This is a genomic window from Pseudomonas tumuqii (genome assembly GCF_013184545.1).
Classification (GTDB): Bacteria; Pseudomonadota; Gammaproteobacteria; order Pseudomonadales; family Pseudomonadaceae; genus Aquipseudomonas; species Aquipseudomonas tumuqii.
Genome location: NZ_JAAOJA010000017.1, coordinates 45,466 through 66,055 on the forward strand (window position 1 = coordinate 45,466; position 20,590 = coordinate 66,055).

A 20,590-nucleotide genomic window follows, 5' to 3' on the forward strand; every position below is an offset into this window, starting at 1 on the left:
CGAGGATTTGCCGCAATGATGTGGGATGCACCAGTAGAGCGTTGAGCAGTTGAACGGTTGAGTTGCGGTAGCAACTCGACCGGTTCAAGGGCTGGCTGTCTCGTTCAAGACAGGCAATCCCCTATGACTCGTTAGTCACGGCGCGCAGTATACCATTGCACTAAGGTGCTGAAGAATGCCCTTGTGTCTATAGACGAAGGAACAGGTAGTCTCGCCCGATTCAAGTGGGTTACGCTCGGGAGAGATATGATTTCTAACCACAAAGCGGAGTCCAGCATGGGATACCAAAAGATCCAGGTGCCAGCAACCGGTGACAAAATCACCGTCAATGCCGATATGTCGCTTAACGTACCGAACAACCCGATCATCCCTTACATTGAGGGTGACGGCATCGGTGTCGATATTAGCCCGGTGATGATCAAGGTCGTCGATGCGGCCGTCGAAAAAGCCTACGGCGGCAAGCGCAAGATTTCCTGGATGGAAGTTTACGCAGGCGAGAAAGCGACTCAGGTGTATGACCAGGACACCTGGTTGCCCCAGGAAACCCTGGACGCCGTCAAAGACTACGTCGTTTCCATCAAGGGGCCGCTGACCACCCCGGTCGGTGGTGGCATCCGCTCCCTCAACGTGGCCCTGCGCCAGCAGCTGGATCTGTACGTTTGCCTGCGTCCGGTGCGCTGGTTCGAAGGCGTGCCTAGCCCGGTGAAGAAGCCTGGCGACGTCGACATGACCATCTTCCGGGAAAACTCCGAAGATATTTATGCCGGGATCGAGTGGAAAGCCGGTTCGCCTGAAGCGAACAAGGTCATCAAGTTTCTCAAGGAAGAAATGGGTGTCACCAAGATCCGTTTTGACCAGGATTGCGGTATCGGTATCAAGCCGGTTTCCAAAGAAGGCACCAAGCGCCTGGCGCGCAAGGCCCTGCAGTATGTGGTCGATAATGACCGCGACTCGCTGACCATTGTGCACAAGGGCAATATCATGAAGTTCACCGAAGGTGCCTTCAAGGAATGGGCCTACGAAATTGCCGCTGAAGAGTTTGGTGCAACCCTGCTCGATGGTGGTCCCTGGATGCAGTTCAAGAACCCGAGAACTGGCAAGAACGTCATCGTCAAGGACGCTATCGCCGACGCCATGCTGCAGCAGATCCTCCTGCGGCCGGCTGAATACGATGTAATCGCGACCCTCAACCTGAACGGTGATTATCTGTCCGACGCCCTGGCGGCCGAAGTTGGCGGTATTGGTATTGCGCCTGGCGCCAACCTGTCCGACAGCATTGCCATGTTCGAGGCAACCCACGGCACTGCGCCGAAATACGCTGGCAAGGACCAGGTGAACCCGGGTTCGCTGATCCTGTCTGCCGAAATGATGTTGCGCCACATGGGCTGGGTCGAGGCCGCGGACTTGATCATCAAGGGCACCAACGGTGCTATCTCGGCCAAGACCGTGACCTATGACTTCGAGCGCCTGATGGAAGGTGCCAAGTTGCTGTCCTGCTCGCAGTTTGGCGACGCCATGATCTCTCACATGTGAGCTGATCAGCGGTAAGAAAAAGGCCGGTCAATGACCGGTCTTTTTTATTTTGGGTAACCAGTCATCCTGCTACTCAGGCATCAACTGTATTGCCGTGGGGCTGGCTTGCAGCGGCAAGTGCTTCGGTGGTGGCCGAAAGCGCGCTGATGTTCACGGCGTGGAGCCCTTTAGGGCCTTGGATGATATCGAAGCTCACAGCCTGACCGGCTTTCAGGGTTTTGTAACCGTCCATCTGAATCGCCGAGTAATGAGCGAATAGATCCTCGTCTCGACCGTCAGCCAGAATGAACCCATAGCCCTTGGCGTTATTGAACCACTTGACCTTACCGCTAAGCATGCTGATATCCCTCTGCAAAGAACTCCACCACTGGAGTATCATCCACTTCTGATCCCGCGCGCGAATAACTGGCTTGGGCGAGGGCGCGGAATCCCTCATACCTACACAAGTGGGTATTCATTGTTTGTAACACCGTTTTGCCGTTAGTCAAGGCGATGCTGAAACTGCCTGAGAAGCCGGTCAAACTCCATCTATCATCCGTACTCGCCCAGCCAAGAACCTTTATTCCAGCATGCATGCAAGTAGCCAGATTCGACTAACATTCAATCAGGACCGTCCGGCAACGCATGAGGACGATTCCACCGGCCTTGCCGTGCAGGAATCCAAGCCCGCGCTGCAGGCACCACCGCTGTATAAGGTGGTCATATTCAATGATGACTACACACCGATGGATTTCGTGGTCGAAGTGCTCGAGGTGTTTTTCAACTTAAATCGGGAGCTGGCGACCAAGATCATGCTGACCGTCCACACAGAGGGGCGAGCAGTTTGCGGAGTGTTTACCCGCGACATCGCCGAAACCAAGGCAATGCAGGTTAATCAGTACGCTAGAGAAAGCCAGCATCCGCTACTCTGTGAGATAGAGAAGGACGGTTAACGCCGGCCGCTTGGGCACGAGGTGAAGCCATGTTAAATCGAGAGCTCGAAGTCACCCTCAATCTGGCCTTCAAGGAGGCTCGCACCAAGCGTCATGAATTCATGACGGTTGAGCACCTCCTTCTGGCTTTATTGGATAACGAGGCGGCCGCCAGCGTATTGCGCGCATGCGGTGCCAACCTCGACAAATTGCGTCACGACCTTCAGGAGTTCATCGATTCCACCACCCCACTGATTCCACAGCATGACGAAGAACGTGAAACTCAGCCGACCCTAGGCTTTCAGCGGGTACTGCAGCGCGCTGTATTTCATGTGCAAAGCTCCGGCAAGCGAGAAGTGACTGGCGCCAACGTGTTGGTTGCGATCTTCAGCGAGCAGGAAAGTCAGGCGGTGTTCCTGCTCAAGCAACAGAGTGTTGCGCGCATCGATGTGGTCAATTTCATCGCTCACGGCATTTCCAAAGTGCCAGGGCATGGCGGTCATACAGAAAGCGAGCAGGAAATGCAGGACGAAGAGGGTGGCGAGTCTTCGGCTTCAGGCAATCCTCTGGATGCCTACACCAGCAACCTCAATGAGCTGGCCCGCCAAGGGCGGATCGATCCTTTGGTCGGTCGAGAGCTGGAAGTCGAGCGGGTCGCGCAGATTCTGGCGCGTCGGCGCAAGAACAATCCGCTGCTGGTAGGCGAAGCCGGTGTGGGCAAGACCGCTATCGCCGAGGGCCTGGCCAAACGTATTGTCGACAATCAGGTGCCCGATCTGCTGGCTACCAGCGTGGTCTATTCCTTGGATCTGGGGGCCTTGCTGGCCGGCACCAAGTACCGTGGCGATTTCGAGAAACGCCTCAAGGCGCTGCTCAACGAGCTGCGCAAGCGCCCGCACGCGATCCTGTTCATCGACGAGATCCACACCATAATTGGTGCGGGGGCCGCATCTGGCGGGGTGATGGATGCTTCCAACCTGCTCAAGCCGATGCTGTCTTCGGGCGAGATCCGCTGCATTGGCTCGACCACCTTCCAGGAATTTCGCGGCATATTCGAGAAGGATCGTGCCCTGGCGCGGCGCTTTCAGAAGGTCGATGTCAGCGAGCCCTCGGTGGATGACACCTATGGCATTCTCAAAGGCCTCAAGGGGCGTTTCGAGCAACATCACAGCATCGAGTACAGCGATGAGGCACTGCGCGCTGCGGCCGAGCTTGCTGCGCGCTATATCAATGATCGGCATATGCCGGACAAGGCCATCGATGTAATCGACGAGGCAGGCGCCTATCAGCGCCTGCAGCCTGTGGAGAAGCGGGTCAAGCGCATCGAAGTGGCGCAGGTCGAGGATATCGTGGCAAAAATTGCACGCATTCCGCCAAAACACGTCAGCAGTTCGGACAAGGAACTGCTGCGCAACCTGGAGCGCGATCTCAAGCTCACGGTGTTCGGTCAGGAGCCGGCCATTGACTCCCTGTCTACGGCGATCAAACTGTCGCGCGCCGGGCTCAAGGCGCCAGACAAGCCTGTGGGCTCATTCCTCTTTGCCGGCCCTACCGGGGTCGGTAAAACCGAAGCGGCTCGCCAGTTGTCCAAGGCGCTGGGCGTAGAGTTGGTGCGTTTCGACATGTCCGAGTACATGGAGCGGCATACGGTTTCCCGACTGATCGGTGCGCCGCCAGGCTATGTCGGTTTTGATCAGGGTGGCTTGCTGACCGAGGCCATCACCAAGACCCCGCATTGCGTGTTGCTGCTCGATGAAATCGAGAAGGCTCATCCGGAAGTCTTCAACCTGCTGCTGCAGGTGATGGATCACGGCACCCTGACCGACAACAATGGGCGCAAGGCTGATTTCCGTAACGTGATTCTGATCATGACCACCAATGCCGGGGCGGAAACCGCGGCGCGGGCTTCCATAGGCTTCACCTATCAGGACCATGCGTCCGACGCCATGGAAGTGATCAAGAAGAGCTTCACCCCGGAGTTCCGCAATCGCCTGGATACCATTATCCAGTTCGGCCGCCTGAGTCATGAGGTGATCAAGAGCATTGTCGACAAGTTCCTCACCGAACTGCAGGCGCAGCTTGAAGACAAGCATGTGATGCTCGAAGTCAGTGATGCTGCACGCGGCTGGTTGGCCGAGAAGGGCTACGATGTGCAGATGGGGGCCAGACCCATGGCGCGCTTGATTCAGGAAAAGATCAAGCGGCCCTTGGCAGAGCAGATCCTGTTTGGAGAACTGGCCGAGCACGGCGGCGTGGCCCATATCGATCTCAGTGGTGACGAATTGACCTTCGAATTCGAAACCACGGTGGAGATGGCCTGAGATCGCTTTGCGGCATTGGCTCAATAGCGCTCACAAAAACGCCCGGCATTGCCGGGCATTTTTGTGAGCGCCTGATTTGATCAGGTCTTGAAAAGCCGCGTGCCAGGAGGCATAGGCTGATTGGCAGGGGCGTTTGGCAAGTCAGTGAAACAAAAAGCGAAGGTCTCGATCTGTTTGACTCACTTCATCCTGGAGGCTGTCGGACTTAAGCTGAAGTTCAATCTCAAGTCCGGCAGGCTCCTGGAATCAAGTCAGGCGCGTTTTACCTTGTGCTTGTAACTGCCCGTGTATTGCCTGTGGTCGATTGCAGCGTTTTTCAATGACCTGTCAGCGGGCGCGGTAGGTGATACGACCTTTGCTCAGGTCGTAAGGCGTCAGTTCTACGCGAACCTTGTCGCCAGTCAGAATGCGGATATAGTTTTTGCGCATCTTTCCGGAGATGTGCGCGGTAACGACGTGCCCGTTTTCCAACTCCACGCGGAACATGGTGTTGGGCAGGGTGTCGACGACAGTGCCTTCCATTTCGAAGCTGTCTTCTTTCGACATGCAGTAAAGCCCTCGGTATCCAAAGTATGACCATGGCCCGGCGCAACTGGCTCCAGGCAAAAGCGGCGTGCATTGTGCCCGAAAAGGAGGGCGCACGCCAAGCGACTTCAGGTGAGAGTGATCCAACGCTGGTTAACGAACAGTTCAATTGGGCGGTATTGCGTCTTGTAGCTCATTTTTCGACAGTTCTTGATCCAATAGCCGAGGTACAGGGCATGTAGTCCAAGACGCGCTGATTCCTTGATTTGCCAGAGTATGGCGAAGCGTCCGAGGCTGCGGCGTTCTTCGCCGGGCTCGTAGAAGGTGTAAACCGCAGAAAGTCCATTGGGCAGCACATCAGTGACCGCGACCGCCAGCAGTCGGCCGTGCTGGCGAAACTCGTAGAAGCGCGCAAACGGCAGGTCGCGTACCAGGAAGGTGGAGAACTGCTCGCGATTCGGTGGGTACATGTCGCCATCGGCATGACGTTGCTCGATATAGCGCACATAAAGGCTGTAGTACTCCTCGGTGAACGCCGGGCGCACTGCACGGACCTGGATGTCGAGATTGCGTTTGAAAATACGCCGCTGCTGACGATTGGGCTTGAACTGGGTAACGGGAATGCGCGCGGGCACACAGGCCGAGCAGCGTTGGCAGTGGGGCCGGTAGAGGTGGTCGCCACTACGGCGAAAGCCCATTTCCGAAAGCTCGGCATAGACATCCACATCCATTGGCTGGCTGGGATCGAGGAACAGGGTGGTGGCCTGCTCTTCAGGCAGATAGCTGCACGGATGAGGCTGGGTGGCATAAAACTTCAGGCGGGCCAGCTCGGTCATGATCGACTCTCGGGTAATGCCTTGAACAAGTGTAAGCCACCCTGCGGTACTCGCCTAGGCGGTCCAGGACGCCTTGCTGGGTTGGTCGATGTGACGCTTCAGGTAGTCAGCGAAATCTGCCCGGGCAATTGGCCTGGCGCCCAAGCTGTGCAGGTGTTGCGTGGGCATCTGGCAGTCGATGAGTACGAAGCCCCAGGCATTGAGGTGCTCGACCAGGGTGACAAAGCCGACTTTCGACGCGTTATCGGCGTGACTGAACATGGATTCGCCGAAAAACAGCTGGCCCATTGCCAGCCCGTATAGCCCGCCGACCAGTTCGCCGTTGCGCCAGACTTCGACCGAATGGGCAATGCCGCGGCGATGCAGTTCAAGGTAGGCGTGCTGCATTGGGGTAGTGATCCAGGTGCCGTCGGCGTAGTCGCGTGGCGCTGCGCAGGCCTGGATCACCGTGGCAAAGGCTTGATCGAAGGTCACCTGGTAACGTGCCTGGCGCAGCACCTTGGCCAGGCTGCGCGAGACATGCAGCTCATCAGGGAAGAGCACCGTGCGCGGATCCGGCGACCACCAGAGAATCGGCTGATTGTCCTGATACCAGGGGAAGCAACCATGGCGGTAGGCCGCGATCAGACGTTCGGCACTCAAATCACCGCCGGCGGCAAGCAAGCCGTTGGGCTCGCGCAGGGCTTTGCTCAATGGCGGGAAGCTCAGGGAGTCGCGTTGCAACCAGGTCAGCATTCAAGGAAACCGCAAGAAGAGGAGGGCGGGCCGGGTTGGCTGGCCACTTGCGACGCCTGAGGCCTGAGGCCTGAAACAGCGTTGCTGCTCCAGGCCATGGTCTGCCATGACTTATTGCAGTGCCTGTTATCAGAGTCTCAGTCATCCGAGTAGCCAGCTGAACTGACTGCCTGCCGCGCGGCCCGGGGCTTGGGCCGATCAATTGTCGTCGAGGAATTTTTCGACATCCAGTGCAGCCATGCAACCGGCCCCGGCAGAGGTAATTGCCTGGCGGTACACATGGTCGGCCACGTCGCCGGCGGCAAACACCCCCTCGATACTGGTCGCAGTGGCATTGCCTTCGCTGCCGCCCTTGATCAACAGATAACCCTCGCGCATTTCCAGTTGGCCCTGGAACAGATCGGTATTGGGCTTGTGGCCGATGGCGATGAACACGCCAGTCAGCGCTAGCTCCTTGGCTGCGCCATTGGTGGTGTCTTTCAGGCGTACGCCAGTGACGCCGCTGGCATCGCCCAGCACTTCGTCGAGGGCGTGATTCCAGTGCAGGTGGACGTTGCCGTTGGCTGCCTTGTCGAACAGCTTGTCTTGCAAGATCTTTTCCGAGCGCAGCTTGTCGCGCCGGTGAACCAGGTGCACTTCCTTGGCGATATTGGCCAGGTACAGCGCTTCCTCGACGGCGGTGTTGCCGCCACCAATCACCGCGACTATTTGATTGCGGTAGAAGAAACCGTCGCAGGTGGCGCAGGCAGAGACACCTTTGCCGGCAAAGGCTTCTTCTGACGGCAGGCCGAGGTACTGCGCCGAGGCGCCGGTGGCGATGATCAGTGCATCGCAGCTGTAGGTGCCGCTGTCGCCTTTGAGGATAAAGGGGCGCTGCTGCAACTCGGCCGTGTGAATATGGTCATAAATGATCTCGGTGTCGAAGCGCTCGGCATGTTTTTGCATGCGTTCCATGAGCGCGGGACCGGTCAAGCCTTCGACGTCACCTGGCCAGTTGTCCACTTCGGTGGTAGTGGTAAGTTGGCCGCCGGGCTGGATGCCGGTGATCACCACGGGCTTGAGGTTGGCGCGGGCGGCGTATACCGCCGCAGCGTAACCGGCAGGGCCGGAACCCAGGATGATCAGGCGTGAATGCTTGACTTCGCTCATAGAAACACCTCATAAGCCTTTGTCACAAAAGAGAATGCATGCTCCAATTGAGCCGCACGTAAATATGTTGCCGGCTATGCTACACCGAAGCAGGGGGCGAACGGGAGCCGGCCGCAGAGGGCTTAGCCCAGGCTGGTTGCCACCCCGCTGCCTGGCGTGGCATCAACCGGGTAAATCCGTACAATAGTCACAGTTTTTTGCCGTTAACCGATTATTCGGCGCGCCGCTGGCGCAGGAATAGATGCGTTTTGAAGAATTCGAGCCCTACAGCCCAGACTCCAGTCTGGCGTCAGCAATTGCCTTACAGGTTGAAAGAGGGCGCCTTGATTGCGCTCGGTGCACTCTGCCTTTATCTGTGGATGGCGTTGCTGACCTATGATCCCGCCGATCCGGGCTGGACGCATACCAGCAATATCGATCAGGTGCAGAATGCTGCCGGTCGTGCTGGCGCCTGGTTCGCCGATATCCTGTTCATGGCCTTGGGCTATTTCGCTTATGTGTTCCCCCTGTTGCTTGGGGTCAAGACCTTGCAGGTGTTCCGCGACCGCCACCAACCCTGGCAGTGGAGTGGCTGGCTGTTTTCCTGGCGATTGATCGGCCTGGTGTTCCTGGTGCTGTCCGGGGCAACGCTGGCCGATATTCATTTTGACGCGAGTACCAGCATGCCGGCCGCAGCTGGCGGGGCATTGGGCGAGAGTCTCGGTCAATTGGCCGAAGATGTATTGAACGTGCAGGGCAGCACCTTGCTGTTCATTGCGCTGTTCCTGTTTGGCTTGACCGTGTTCACTGACCTGTCCTGGTTCAAGGTCATGGACCTTACCGGCAAGATCACCCTGGATCTTCTCGAGCTGATCCAGAGCCTGGTCAATCGCTGGTGGAATGCCCGTACCGAGCGCAAGCAACTGGTCGCCCAGTTGCGCGAAGTCGACGAGCGGGTCAGCGAAGTGGCGGCGCCGATGGTGCACGACCGCCGCGAACAGGCCAAAGTCAAAGAGCGCCTGCTTGAGCGCGAGGAAGCGCTGACTAAGCACATGAGCGCCCGGGAAAGCCGCACCGCGCCTGTGATTACCCCGCCGGCGGAGCCAAAGGCCGCCGAAGCGAGCAAGCGCGTACAGAAAGAAAAGCAGGCGCCGCTGTTCGTCGACAGCGCCGTCGAAGGCACTTTACCGCCGATTTCCATTCTCGATGTCGCCGAGAAGAAGCAGAAGAAGTTCTCCCCCGAATCGCTGGAGGCCATGTCGCGGCTGCTCGAGATCAAGCTCAAGGAATTTGGCGTCGAGGTCATGGTCGAGTCGGTGCATCCGGGCCCGGTGATCACCCGTTTCGAGATCCAGCTCGCCGCCGGGGTCAAGGTCAGCCGTATTTCCGGGTTGGCCAAGGACCTGGCACGCTCGATGGCGATCATCAGCGTGCGTGTGGTCGAAGTGATTCCCGGCAAAACCACCGTGGGCATCGAGGTGCCCAACGAGGACCGACAGATCGTGCGTTTTTCCGAGGTGCTGTCGTCGCCCGAGTACGATGACGCCAAGTCCCCGGTTACCCTGGCCCTCGGCCACGACATCGGCGGCCGCCCGGTGATCACCGACCTGGCGAAAATGCCCCACTTGCTGGTCGCCGGTACCACCGGCTCGGGTAAGTCGGTCGGGGTCAACGCGATGATCCTGTCGATCCTGTTCAAGTCCACGCCGGAAGAGGCGCGCTTGATCATGATCGACCCGAAAATGCTCGAACTGTCGATCTACGAGGGCATTCCGCACCTGCTTTGCCCGGTAGTCACCGACATGAAGGAGGCGGCTAACGCCCTGCGCTGGAGCGTCGCCGAAATGGAGCGGCGTTATAAGCTCATGTCGAAGATGGGCGTGCGCAACCTGGCCGGCTTCAACCGCAAGGTCAGGGAAGCCGAGGAGGCGGGCGAGCCCCTGGCCGATCCGTTGTACAAGCGCGAAAGCATGCACGACGAGGCGCCGCTGCTGAAAACCCTGCCGACCATCGTGGTGGTGGTGGACGAGTTTGCCGACATGATGATGATTGTCGGCAAGAAGGTCGAAGAGTTGATCGCCCGGATCGCGCAGAAGGCTCGCGCCGCCGGCATCCACCTGATTCTCGCCACCCAGCGGCCGTCGGTGGATGTGATCACCGGCCTGATCAAGGCCAACATCCCGACGCGCATGGCCTTCCAGGTATCGAGCAAGATCGATTCGCGGACCATTCTCGACCAGGGTGGCGCCGAACAGTTGCTCGGCCACGGCGACATGCTCTACCTGCCACCCGGCACCGGCTTGCCGATTCGTGTGCACGGCGCCTTCGTTTCTGACGAAGAGGTCCACCGTGTGGTCGAGGCCTGGAAGTTGCGCGGCACACCGGACTATATCGAAGACATTCTGGCGGGCGTCGAAGAGTCCGGCAGTGGCTTCGATGGCAGCAGTGAAGGGGGCGGCGAAGGCAGTGAAGAAGATCCGCTGTATGACGAAGCCGTGCGTTTCGTCACCGAAAGCCGGCGGGCCTCGATTTCCGCTGTGCAGCGCAAATTGAAGATCGGCTACAACCGGGCAGCGCGGATGATCGAAGCGATGGAAATGGCAGGCGTGGTGACCTCGATGAGCACCAATGGCTCGCGCGAAGTGATCGCGCCAAGTCCAACTCGTGACTAACGCCCAGAAATCAATGTGATAAGGAGTTTCATGCGCCTGATTCGTATGCTGTTGCTGGCAGCTTTAAGCATTTCCAGCGTTTCCGCCCTGGCGGACGAGGATGCGTCTGCACAGCGTCTGACCGTATTGCTCAGCCAGGCGCAAACGATCAGCGCGCGCTTCTCGCAGCTGACCCTGGATGGCAGTGGCACGCAGTTGCAGGAAACCGCAGGTCAGCTTGTGCTCAAGCGTCCGGGGCTGTTTCGCTGGCACACCGACGCACCTATGGAGCAGTTGCTGGTGTCCAACGGCGAGAAGGTCTGGCTGTATGACCCGGACCTGGAGCAGGTCACCATTCAGACCCTCGACAAGCGCCTGACCCATACCCCGGCATTGCTATTGTCTGGCGACGTATCCGAGATTCGCGAGAATTTCGCGATCAGCCACAAGGAAGGCGGCAACGTGGTCGACTTCATGCTCAAGCCGAAGTCCAAGGACACGCTGTTCGACAGCCTGCGTCTGTCGTTTCGCAGCGGCGTGTTGAATGATATGCAGCTGATCGACAGCATCGGCCAGCGCACCAATATTCTGTTCCTCAGCGTGAAGATGAATGAAGCCGTGGACGACAGCCTGTTCAGCTTCGAGATTCCCGAAGGCGCGGATGTCATTCAAGAGTAAGAGGTCGTAGCCCGCCGCCATGGATCTGTTTCGTAATGCTCCCATCGCCCAGCCCCTGGCCGCGCGCTTGCGTGCTGCCAGCCTGGACGAGTACGTCGGCCAGGAGCATCTGCTGGCACGCGGCAAGCCGCTGCGCGAAGCGCTGGAGCAGGGTGCGCTGCACTCGATGATCTTCTGGGGGCCGCCGGGTGTGGGCAAGACCACCCTGGCGCGCTTGCTGGCCCAGGTCACCGATGCCCACTTCGAGACGATTTCCGCGGTGCTCTCCGGCGTGAAGGAAATCCGTCAGGCGGTCGAGGTCGCGCAACAGCACGCCGCCCAGTACGGCCGCCGGACCATCCTGTTCGTCGACGAGGTGCATCGCTTCAACAAGTCGCAGCAGGATGCCTTTCTGCCCTATGTGGAAGACGGCACCCTGATCTTCATCGGTGCCACCACCGAAAACCCCTCGTTCGAGCTGAATAACGCGCTGCTTTCGCGAGCCCGCGTCTATGTCCTGAAAAGCCTCGATGAAGAGGCGCTGCGCAAGCTGGCAACCCGCGCCCTGGCTGATCCAAAAGGCCTCGGCGAACGACAGCTCAGCCTGCCGGAAGAAAGCTTCAAGATTCTCCTGGCCGCCGCCGACGGCGATGGCCGGCGCTTGCTGAATTTTCTGGAGAACGCCGCGGATCTGGCCGAGGACGGCGGCACCATCAGCAGCGAACTGTTGCTGGATCTGCTCGGCGACAGCCGCAGGCGCTTCGACAAGGGTGGCGAAGCCTTCTACGACCAGATTTCCGCACTGCACAAGTCGGTGCGCGGATCGAGCCCGGATGGCGCCCTCTATTGGTTCGCCCGCATGCTCGATGGCGGCTGCGATCCGCTGTACATCGCCCGCCGGGTCGTGCGCATGGCCAGCGAAGACATCGGCAACGCCGACCCGCGCGCACTGACGCTGTGCCTCAATGCCTGGGACGTGCAAGAGCGCCTGGGCAGCCCCGAAGGCGAGCTGGCCGTGGCCCAGGCCATCGTTTACCTGGCCTGCGCGCCGAAAAGCAACGCGGTGTATAGCGCGTTCAAGGCGGCGATGCGCGATGCCGCCGAGCATGGTTCCCTGGAAGTCCCGCTGCACCTGCGCAACGCGCCGACCAAGCTGATGAAAGAACTGGGCTACGGCGATGAATACCGCTATGCCCATGACGAGCCGGATGCCTACGCCGCCGGTGAAGACTACTTCCCCGAGCAACTGCCGGCGCGTCAGTACTATCAGCCGGTGCCGCGCGGCCTCGAGCAGAAAATTCGCGACAAACTGGCCCATCTGGCCAGCCAGGATGCGGCCAGCCCGCGCAAGCGGAGAAAACCATGATCGCGGTCGTTTTCGCGGTGGCTGCCGGCGGGGCGTGCGGAACCCTGTTGCGCTTTGCCACGGGTAACTGGATCAACGCAAACTGGCCGCAATATTTCTACACCGCCACCCTGGCGGTAAACATCCTCGGCTGCCTGCTGATCGGTTACCTGTATGGGCTGTTTCTGCTGCGCCCGGAAATACCGCTGGAGTTGCGCGCCGGCCTGATCGTCGGCTTTCTGGGCGGCCTCACCACCTTTTCATCCTTTTCCCTCGACACCCTGCGCCTGCTGGACAGCGGCCAGGCGCCAATGGCCTTCGGCTACGTGGCGCTGAGCGTGTTGGGTGGCCTGCTCGCGACCTGGGCTGGCTTATCATTCACCAAACTCTGATCGACGAGAACCTGACATGCTCGACTCCAAACTGGTGCGCAGCCAACTCCACGATGTGGCGCAGCGCCTTGCCACCCGCGGCTTTCAACTGGATGTGGCGCGTTTTGAAGCGCTGGAAGTTCAGCGCAAGACCGTGCAGACCCGCACAGAACAGTTGCAAGCCGAGCGTAACAGCCGCTCCAAGACCATTGGCCAGGCCAAGCAGCGCGGAGAAGACATCGCGCCGCTGCTGGCGGATGTCGACCGCATGGGCAGCGAGCTGGAGCAAGGCAAACAGGAGCTGGATGCCATCCAGCTCGAGCTGGACAGCCTGCTGCTGAACATGCCCAACCTGCCACACGAGTCGGTGCCGGTTGGCGACGATGAAGACGGCAACGTCGAAGTGCGCCGCTGGGGTACGCCCAAGGCCTTCGATTTCGCCATCCAGGATCACGTCAGCCTGGGCGAACAACACGGCTGGCTGGATTTCGAAACTGCCGCCAAGCTGTCCGGTGCGCGTTTCGCCCTGTTGCGCGGGCCGATTGCTCGCCTGCATCGCGCCCTGGCCCAGTTCATGCTCAATCTGCACACCAGCGAACATGGCTACGAAGAGGCTTACACGCCTTATCTGGTCCAGGCGTCGGCGTTGCAAGGCACCGGCCAGTTGCCCAAGTTCGAGGAAGACCTGTTCAAGATCAGTCGCGAGAACGAGGCCGACCTGTACCTGATTCCGACCGCCGAAGTGTCGCTGACCAATATCGTTGCGGGCGAAATTCTCGATGCCAGGCAATTGCCACTGAAGCTGGTGGCCCACACCCCGTGCTTCCGCAGCGAAGCCGGTTCGTCCGGCCGCGACACCCGCGGGATGATCCGCCAGCATCAGTTCGACAAGGTCGAGATGGTGCAGGTCGTCGAGCCGGGCACTTCTTACCAGGCCCTGGAAGAACTAACCGGCAACGCCGAAAAGGTCCTGCAACTGCTCGAGCTACCATACCGCGTGCTCGCCCTCTGTACCGGCGACATGGGCTTCAGCGCGACCAAGACCTACGATCTGGAAGTCTGGGTGCCGAGCCAGGACAAGTACCGCGAGATTTCCTCCTGCTCCAATTGCGGCGACTTCCAGGCGCGGCGTATGCAGGCTCGCTATCGCAACCCGGAAACCGGCAAGCCGGAGCTGCTGCACACCCTCAACGGTTCCGGCCTGGCGGTGGGCCGTACCCTGGTGGCGGTGCTGGAGAATTACCAACAGGCCGATGGCAGCATTCGGGTGCCCGAGGTGCTCAAACCCTATATGGGCGGCATCGAAGTCATCGGTTAAAGCGCCACCCGGTAGGGGGGGCTGAAGCCCACCCTACCGGCAAGCCACTGTCACTCATCCGGATCACGCTCATGGACTTTCTTCCGCTGTTCCATAAATTGCAGGATCGTCTGGTACTGGTGGTCGGTGGCGGCGAAGTGGCCTTGCGCAAATCGCGTCTGCTGGCCGATGCCGGCGCCAGATTGCGGGTCGTGGCGCCCGAGGTGCGCGACGAGCTGCGCGCACTGGTCGTCCAGGGCGCAGGCGAGGTACTGCTGCGCAACTACCAGCCCGCCGACTTGAGCGGCGTGGTGTTGATCATCGCCGCCACCGACGACGAACCGCTCAATGCGCAAATATCCGCCCAGGCCCAGGCGCTGGGGATTCCGGTCAATGTTGTCGATGCACCCAAGCTGTGCAGCGTGATCTTCCCGGCTATCGTCGACCGCTCGCCACTGATCGTCGCCGTCACCAGTGGCGGCGATGCGCCGGTATTGGCACGCTTGATTCGGGCTAAGATCGAAACCTGGATTCCGGCGACCTATGGCCAGTTGGCCGGGTTGGCGAAGAAATTCCGTGCGCAAGTCAAAGGCCTGTTCCCCGATGTCCAGCAACGCCGGGTGTTCTGGGAGGACGTATTCCAGGGGCAAATTGCCGAGAGCGTGTTCGCCGGCAAACTGCATGAGGGCGAACGCCTGCTCGAGGCGAAAGTTGCCGGTGCTGCGCCACGCGCCTTGGGTGAGGTGTACCTGGTCGGTGCCGGCCCGGGCGACCCGGACCTGCTGACGTTCCGCGCCCTGCGCCTGATGCAGCAAGCCGATGTGGTGCTCTACGATCGCCTGGTCGCTCCGGCGATCATCGAGCTGTGCCGCCGCGATGCCGAGCGCATCTATGTCGGCAAGCAGCGCGCGGCGCATGCCGTGCCGCAGGATCAGATCAATCAACGCCTGGTCAGCTTGGCCAAGGAGGGTAAGCGGGTGTTGCGCCTGAAAGGCGGCGACCCGTTTATCTTCGGCCGTGGCGGCGAGGAGATCGAGGAGCTGGCGGCCCACGGTATTCCCTTCCAGGTGGTGCCCGGCATCACCGCGGCCAGTGGCTGCGCGGCTTATGCGGGGATTCCGCTGACCCACCGCGATCATGCGCAGTCGGTACGCTTCGTCACCGGCCATCTCAAGGACGGTAGCTGCGACCTGCCTTGGGCGGAACTAGCGGCGCCCAGCCAGACCCTGGTGTTCTACATGGGCCTGGTCGGCTTGCCGCTGATTTGCCAGCAATTGATCGCCCATGGCCGTGCCGCCAGCACCCCCGCGGCGCTGATTCAGCAGGGCACCACGCGCAATCAGCGGGTGTTCACCGGCACCCTGGCAAACCTGCCGGAATTGGTCGCCGAGCATCAGGTCCATGCGCCGACCCTGGTCATAGTCGGTGAAGTGGTGCAGCTGCGCGACAAGCTGGCTTGGTTCGAAGGCGCTCAGGCTGAGGTTTGAAGCGAGCCCTGCAGGGGCGGCCGCCCCGTCCTCATCGGAGCGCTGCTCTTACCATGCAAAGACGCCCTGGCCCGGCAAGCGCGCGCGGTCATGTTCGCGGGACAAGTCCAGCGCCGGGCCCTTGGGCACTATGCCGGTCGGGTTGATGGTGCGATGGCTGGCGTAGTAATGGCCCTTGATGTGTTCGAAATCCACCGTCGCCGCCACCCCGGGCCACTGGTACAGCTCGCGCAACCAGTTGGACAGGTGCGGGTAGTCCTCGATGCGCCGCAGGTTGCACTTGAAGTGCCCGTAGTACACCGCATCGAAGCGAATCAGGGTGGTGAACAGGCGCCAATCGGCTTCGCTGAGGTATTCGCCAGCCAGGTAGCGCTGCTCGCCGAGACGTGCATCCAGCCAATCCAGTTCGCCGAATAGCTCGGCGAAGGCTTCCTCGTAGGCGGCCTGGGTGGTGGCGAAACCGGCACGGTACACGCCATTGTTGACCGCTGGATAGATGCGTTGATTGAGTACGTCGATCTCGCCGCGCAGCGCTTCGGGATAGAAATCCAGGCAGTTGCCCGTCAGCCCGTCGAAAGCCGAGTTGAACATGCGGATGATTTCCGCTGACTCATTGCTGACGATGCGCTGTTGCTGTTTGTCCCACAACATCGGCACGGTCACCCGGCCACTGTAGCGGACATCATCGGCGGTGTAGCGCTGATGCAGGAAGTCCAGACCGTTCAACGCATCACCCGTGGAGCCATGGGCCGGGTCAAAGGTCCAGCCATCGTCGAGCATCAGCCAGCTGACCACCGACACATCGACCAGATCCTGCAAGCCCTTGAGCTGACGCAGGATCAGGGTGCGATGGGCCCAGGGGCAGGCGAGGGAAACATACAAGTGATAGCGACCGGCTTGCGCCTTGAAGCCGCCTTCGCCGCTTGGCCCGGGGCTGCCGTCGGCGGTGACCCAGTGACGCCGCTGGGCATCTTCGCGCTTGAAGCGGCCGTCAGCGGCCGTGTCGTACCACTGGTCATGCCAGCTTCCTTCAATCAACAAACCCATTACCCGACTCCTTTGGCTTTACGGCTCAGGCGTTCAGTCTAACGGCGGTGGTTCGATTGAAAGGTAGAAAAAGCTGCCTCTAAAAATCGACTAGCTCGATATGTTTCGTGCGTCCCAGCGCTGCTGCGCCTGCTTGAACGCCTCTTCACGGGGAATGCCCAGACCACGCAGAGCCACGGCCATGCTGCTCAACACCGCAAGCCTGCCGTAGGCGTCTTCGACTTCGCCGCGCCAGAACGTCAGCAGGTGCTCAGGCTCGAGCGACTCGGGCTTGACGTGGCGCTGCGCCGACAACGGCGGCCAGTCTTCGTCCCAGTTCTCGCCGTTGGCCGTGCCATAGAGATGGCTGGTGGCGTCCGGATTGATTTCCACCTCGCCACCTTCGCCCTTGATCACCAGTGCGGTGTCGCCGAGCAATTGGCTGGCTTCGCGGTGCACCGCCTGGTAACCGGGGTGAAAGATGCTCTGCAAGCCACAGCGCGCCGCGAGCGGGTTGAGAATGCGGGTCAGCGAGTGGATCGGCGAACGCAAGCCGAGGATGTTGCGCAGGTCGATCATCCGTTGCAGTTGCGGCATCCAGTCGCCCAGCGGGATAAACGCCAGGTGCTGGTCCTGCAAGGCGCGCTTCACCTCGCTCCAGTTGCGGCACAGCGGGATCTGCAGGAGCCCGATCACTTGCTCGCTGTACAGCCGCCCGGCGGTGTGCGCGCCACCGCCATGCAGGAGGATGCGCACTCCGCTGTTGGCCAGGGCCTTGGCGGCGAGGAGGAACCAGGGCAGATGACGTTTCTTGCCGGCATAGCTGGGCCAGTCCAGGTCGACCGCAATGGCCGGCGCCTGCAGGCGCTCGCGCACCGCCTCGGCAAAGCCGGCCATCTCCTCGGCACTTTCCTCTTTGTGTCTGAGCAGCATCAGGAAGGCGCCGAGCTGGGTGTCCTCGGCCTTGCCGTCGAGCAACATGCCCATGGCTTCGCGGGCTTCTTCGCGGCTCAGGTTGCGCGCGCCGCGCTTGCCTTTGCCGAGGATGCGCACGAATTGGGCAAAAGGGTGTTCCGCTGGGGTGACAAGGTTCATAGGCAATTCGTCGGTTTGGGCAGGCCCGCCAGCTTGGCGGCGAGTTTGGCGGGAGCGCCTTTGAACAGCAGATTGAGGTGCAGGCTATTGCCTTTTTCCGGGCCTAGCTTGAGCGCCACGTATTTGATCAGCGGCCGGTTGGCTGGCGACAGCTGGAACTCGGCGTAGAAGGCCCGCAGCAAGCGCAGGATCTGCCAGTGCTCGGCGGACAGGGTCAGTTGTTCCTGTTGCGCCAGGGCCTCGGCCACCGGTTCCGACCAATCGGCCAGGGTAGTCAGGTAGCCATCCTTGTCCAGCTCGATGCGCCGGCCGGCAACGCTCAAATGCTTCATAGCCAGCTGTTGACCTTGTCGAAGCGGCAACTGAGTTCGACGAACCCCGGGTAGTCGACCACCTGGATCCGCGTCGGCGCGGCGAGGGCGCGCGCGCAGAGGTCTTCGTCGAGGGCGAACAGGCCGATAGCGGTCGGCATCAGGTCCAGGGCCTGGCGCTGTGCAGTGCCGGGTTGCAGGGCATATACCGCATCGCCGCAGAGCAACAGACCGTCGGCAGGGCCGAGCAGGCGCAGGCAGCTGCTCAGCCGGCTGTCGCTGAACGGTGAATGGGATAACACATGCAAGGTAGCCATCAGAGGGTGATCACCTGGTCGTAACGGTCGATAAGCGCGATCAGGGCGGCATCCTCCAGCACCTCGGCCGCCAGCGTCAGCGTCTGTTGCTCCAGGCCGCGCTCCTGCAGACTGCGCGCCGAGGCATACAGCGACTCCACGCCGAACAGCGGCAACGCCTGCAGGTTGGCACCCAGGTCTTTCTGCTGCAGGGCGGAGGGCTGTTGCGCCGGCGCCAACTGGAACACGCCGTCGTCGAGAAACAGCATGCCGAGGGGCAGGTCGAACGCGCCGCCAGCCAGGGCAATATCCAGCGCTTCGCGGGCGCTGGGCCCGGACCAGGGCGACTGGCGGTTGATGATCAGCAAGGATTTACTCAATTCAAGGCCCTCCGAAGCAGATCAGGCGATCAGCTGTTTGCGCGGCCTCATGCAGCTGGCCCAGTCCGGAAAGATCCCAGGGCGCATCCAGATTGCCGGCGCTGCGCTGATAGCGTTGCGCTTCCTGCTCATTGAGGATGCCGCGGCGTAGCGCTGCGGCAATGCAGACAACGCCATCGAGCTGCTGCTGGCGTACCAGTTCGCGCCATTCGGCAGGGATATCCAGCTCATCCTGGGCGCTGACCACATTGCTCGAGGCGTTGTGCACCGCATCCTGATAGAAGAACAGCCGCACGATCTGATGGCCACCAGCCAGGGCTGCCTGAACAAAACGCAGGGCGCGCCGGGAGGAGGGCGCATGCGGTGGGGCGAAGAGGGCGATGGCGAATTTCATAGAGAAGCCGGCAGGGAAATCTAGCCCAATGATAAAGCGTGAGCGCGCAAGATGCTCGCCGCAGACATGAAAAAGCCCGCCGAAGCGGGCTTCGGGTGCAACTCGAGGATCAGTCGTCGCTGCCCATGATGCCCATGATCTGCAGCAGGCTGATGAACAGGTTGTAGATCGATACATACAGACTGATGGTCGCCATGATGTAGTTGCGCTCGCCACCGTGGATGATGGCGCTGGTCTGGAACAGGATGCAGGCCGAGGAAAACAGCACGAAACCGGCGCTGATCGCCAGTTGCAGGCCGCTGATCTGGAAGAAGAACCCTGCCACCATGGCGCCGATCAGGACGAAGAAGCCCGCGGTGATGAAGCCGCTGAGGAAGCTCATGTCCTTGCGCGAAATCAGCACGTAGGCGGACAGACCACAGAAAACCAGCGCCGTCATGGTGAAGGCCGAGCTGACCACTTCGGCGCCGTTGGCCATGCCCAGGTAGCGGTTGAGGATCGGCCCCAGGGTGTAACCCATGAAACCGGTCAGGGCGAGGGTGGAGAGCAGGCCCCAGGACGAGTCCCGCAGTTTGGCGGTGAGGAAGAAGAGGCCGTAGAAGCCGATCAGCACCACGAAAAAGTTGGGGTAAGGCACATTGGCGCGCTGCGCCATGAAGGCGACCAGGCCGCTGAAGGCCAGGGTGATGGCCAGCAGGCCGTAAGTATTGCGCAGTACGCGGCTGACTTCTTGCTGCTCAACCTGGGCGTGACTGAGTGCGTAATCTTGTTCGTGCATGGCGACACTCCTGTAGAGGCTAATGGTTCCGTGACCAAAGTCGAGGTCGATAATAACAGAGCCCTGGCCTCAGCCAACCCGGAGAGTTTGACAGTGTGTTGCGTTCCGGTAAGATTGCCGCCCGCACAAACGCCGGAAGCGTGGCAGAGCGGTTGAATGCAACGGTCTTGAAAACCGTCGAAGGGGAGACTCTTCCGTGAGTTCGAATCTCACCGCTTCCGCCAACTATTTCAATCGAATCAGCAATATGGTTTCTTTGACGTTTGCTATTTGACGGTTATGCGCCAAGCTAAGCCTCGTAGAATTTTATGCCGTTCGATACGGTAATTACCTGCAAGGCCGCCGCGCTGAGCGGCTGACACATAACGAGGTGTCCGTTTGATAAGGGTGCTAGGGATCCTCTGAAGTAGCCATGCATTTCTGGCTGACTTCAGCTGCTGCTGATTTTAAAAGCGGCAAATCGACCAAAAACGCTCAGATCACCCGCTCATTTCTGTGTTTTTAGCCGCCGCG

The 20,590-nt window shown here is 60.4% G+C and carries 21 protein-coding genes and 1 tRNA gene; 10 read left to right on the top strand and 12 right to left on the bottom strand.

All coding sequences use genetic code 11. The features are described 5' to 3' along the window. Positions 1-276: 276 nt before the first annotated feature. A complete protein-coding gene (gene icd, locus G9C89_RS22240; RefSeq protein WP_172152392.1) occupies positions 277-1,533 on the top strand; it encodes an NADP-dependent isocitrate dehydrogenase in 1,257 nt (418 codons plus the stop codon). Between the two features lie 73 nt (positions 1,534-1,606). Here the strand turns inward: icd and cspD are convergent, their stop codons facing one another. Further along, on the bottom strand, positions 1,607-1,870 hold the full coding sequence (gene cspD, locus G9C89_RS22245) for a cold shock domain-containing protein CspD (RefSeq protein ID WP_172152336.1): 264 nt from the start codon (positions 1,868-1,870) through the stop codon (positions 1,607-1,609). Positions 1,871-2,102: 232 nt separating this feature from the next. Here cspD and clpS point away from each other — a divergent pair, with 232 nt between their 5' ends. Continuing rightward, positions 2,103-2,465, top strand: a complete 363-nt coding sequence (gene clpS, locus G9C89_RS22250) for an ATP-dependent Clp protease adapter ClpS (protein WP_172152338.1) — start codon at positions 2,103-2,105, stop codon at positions 2,463-2,465. 29 nt (positions 2,466-2,494) lie between these two features. Then, positions 2,495-4,765, top strand: coding sequence for an ATP-dependent Clp protease ATP-binding subunit ClpA (gene clpA, locus G9C89_RS22255; protein WP_172152340.1), 2,271 nt, complete (start codon positions 2,495-2,497; stop codon positions 4,763-4,765). Between the two features lie 327 nt (positions 4,766-5,092). Here the strand turns inward: clpA and infA are convergent, their stop codons facing one another. The 4 genes from infA to trxB form a co-directional block, all read right to left on the bottom strand. Next, positions 5,093-5,311 carry a translation initiation factor IF-1 gene (infA, locus tag G9C89_RS22260; RefSeq protein ID WP_002553999.1) on the bottom strand — a complete coding sequence of 73 codons (219 nt, stop codon included), beginning with the start codon at positions 5,309-5,311 and terminating at the stop codon, positions 5,093-5,095. A 107-nt stretch (positions 5,312-5,418) separates the two neighbouring features. Further along, positions 5,419-6,126 (bottom strand): arginyltransferase, encoded by a 708-nt coding sequence (locus G9C89_RS22265; RefSeq protein WP_172152342.1) that lies wholly within the window; start codon positions 6,124-6,126, stop codon positions 5,419-5,421. A 54-nt stretch (positions 6,127-6,180) separates the two neighbouring features. After that, positions 6,181-6,861 carry a leucyl/phenylalanyl-tRNA--protein transferase gene (gene aat, locus G9C89_RS22270; protein ID WP_172152344.1) on the bottom strand — a complete coding sequence of 227 codons (681 nt, stop codon included), beginning with the start codon at positions 6,859-6,861 and terminating at the stop codon, positions 6,181-6,183. Between the two features lie 198 nt (positions 6,862-7,059). After that, the gene (trxB, locus tag G9C89_RS22275) at positions 7,060-8,010 is read right to left on the bottom strand and encodes a thioredoxin-disulfide reductase (protein ID WP_172152346.1); all 951 of its coding nucleotides are present in this window, start codon (positions 8,008-8,010) and stop codon (positions 7,060-7,062) included. Between the two features lie 248 nt (positions 8,011-8,258). On the opposite strand from trxB, the gene ftsK reads away from it, so the two are divergent. The 6 genes from ftsK (at position 8,259) to cysG (ending at position 15,797) form a co-directional block, all read left to right on the top strand. Then, positions 8,259-10,661 carry a DNA translocase FtsK gene (gene ftsK, locus G9C89_RS22280; protein ID WP_172152356.1) on the top strand — a complete coding sequence of 801 codons (2,403 nt, stop codon included), beginning with the start codon at positions 8,259-8,261 and terminating at the stop codon, positions 10,659-10,661. A 30-nt stretch (positions 10,662-10,691) separates the two neighbouring features. Continuing rightward, on the top strand, positions 10,692-11,318 hold the full coding sequence (gene lolA / locus G9C89_RS22285) for an outer membrane lipoprotein chaperone LolA (RefSeq protein WP_172152358.1): 627 nt from the start codon (positions 10,692-10,694) through the stop codon (positions 11,316-11,318). 19 nt (positions 11,319-11,337) lie between these two features. Further along, positions 11,338-12,663, top strand: a complete 1,326-nt coding sequence (locus tag G9C89_RS22290) for a replication-associated recombination protein A (RefSeq protein WP_172152360.1) — start codon at positions 11,338-11,340, stop codon at positions 12,661-12,663. Further along, positions 12,660-13,034, top strand: a complete 375-nt coding sequence (gene crcB / locus G9C89_RS22295; protein WP_172152362.1) for a fluoride efflux transporter CrcB — start codon at positions 12,660-12,662, stop codon at positions 13,032-13,034. Before G9C89_RS22290 ends, crcB begins: the two co-directional genes overlap by 4 nt. A 16-nt stretch (positions 13,035-13,050) precedes the next feature. Continuing rightward, on the top strand, positions 13,051-14,331 hold the full coding sequence (serS, locus tag G9C89_RS22300; protein WP_172152364.1) for a serine--tRNA ligase: 1,281 nt from the start codon (positions 13,051-13,053) through the stop codon (positions 14,329-14,331). Between the two features lie 71 nt (positions 14,332-14,402). After that, positions 14,403-15,797, top strand: coding sequence for a siroheme synthase CysG (cysG, locus tag G9C89_RS22305; RefSeq protein WP_172152366.1), 1,395 nt, complete (start codon positions 14,403-14,405; stop codon positions 15,795-15,797). 48 nt (positions 15,798-15,845) lie between these two features. Here the strand turns inward: cysG and G9C89_RS22310 are convergent, their stop codons facing one another. The 7 genes from G9C89_RS22310 to G9C89_RS22340 all read right to left on the bottom strand — a co-directional run bounded on the left by G9C89_RS22310 (position 15,846) and on the right by G9C89_RS22340 (position 20,077). After that, complete coding sequence (locus G9C89_RS22310) at positions 15,846-16,844, bottom strand: glutathione S-transferase family protein (protein WP_172152368.1); 999 nt, start codon at positions 16,842-16,844, stop codon at positions 15,846-15,848. A gap of 90 nt (positions 16,845-16,934) precedes the next feature. Next, on the bottom strand, positions 16,935-17,918 hold the full coding sequence (locus G9C89_RS22315) for a glycosyl transferase family protein (RefSeq protein WP_172152370.1): 984 nt from the start codon (positions 17,916-17,918) through the stop codon (positions 16,935-16,937). After that, positions 17,915-18,250 carry a TusE/DsrC/DsvC family sulfur relay protein gene (locus G9C89_RS22320; protein WP_172152382.1) on the bottom strand — a complete coding sequence of 112 codons (336 nt, stop codon included), beginning with the start codon at positions 18,248-18,250 and terminating at the stop codon, positions 17,915-17,917. Before G9C89_RS22320 ends, G9C89_RS22315 begins: the two co-directional genes overlap by 4 nt. Next, complete coding sequence (gene tusB, locus G9C89_RS22325) at positions 18,247-18,546, bottom strand: sulfurtransferase complex subunit TusB (protein ID WP_172152384.1); 300 nt, start codon at positions 18,544-18,546, stop codon at positions 18,247-18,249. The genes G9C89_RS22320 and tusB overlap by 4 nt, the downstream gene beginning before the upstream one ends. Beyond that, entirely contained in the window at positions 18,546-18,905 is a 360-nt protein-coding gene (gene tusC / locus G9C89_RS22330; RefSeq protein WP_172152386.1) for a sulfurtransferase complex subunit TusC, read from the bottom strand. The genes tusB and tusC overlap by 1 nt, the downstream gene beginning before the upstream one ends. 1 nt (position 18,906) lies before the next feature. Then, positions 18,907-19,299: a sulfurtransferase complex subunit TusD gene (gene tusD, locus G9C89_RS22335; RefSeq protein WP_090504649.1), complete on the bottom strand. Its 393-nt coding sequence runs from the start codon at positions 19,297-19,299 to the stop codon at positions 18,907-18,909. A gap of 109 nt (positions 19,300-19,408) precedes the next feature. Beyond that, positions 19,409-20,077: a Bax inhibitor-1/YccA family protein gene (locus tag G9C89_RS22340; protein ID WP_172152388.1), complete on the bottom strand. Its 669-nt coding sequence runs from the start codon at positions 20,075-20,077 to the stop codon at positions 19,409-19,411. A gap of 134 nt (positions 20,078-20,211) precedes the next feature. Here G9C89_RS22340 and G9C89_RS22345 point away from each other — a divergent pair. Continuing rightward, positions 20,212-20,301 (top strand) — tRNA-Ser (locus tag G9C89_RS22345). The last annotated feature ends 289 nt before the right edge of the window (positions 20,302-20,590 follow it).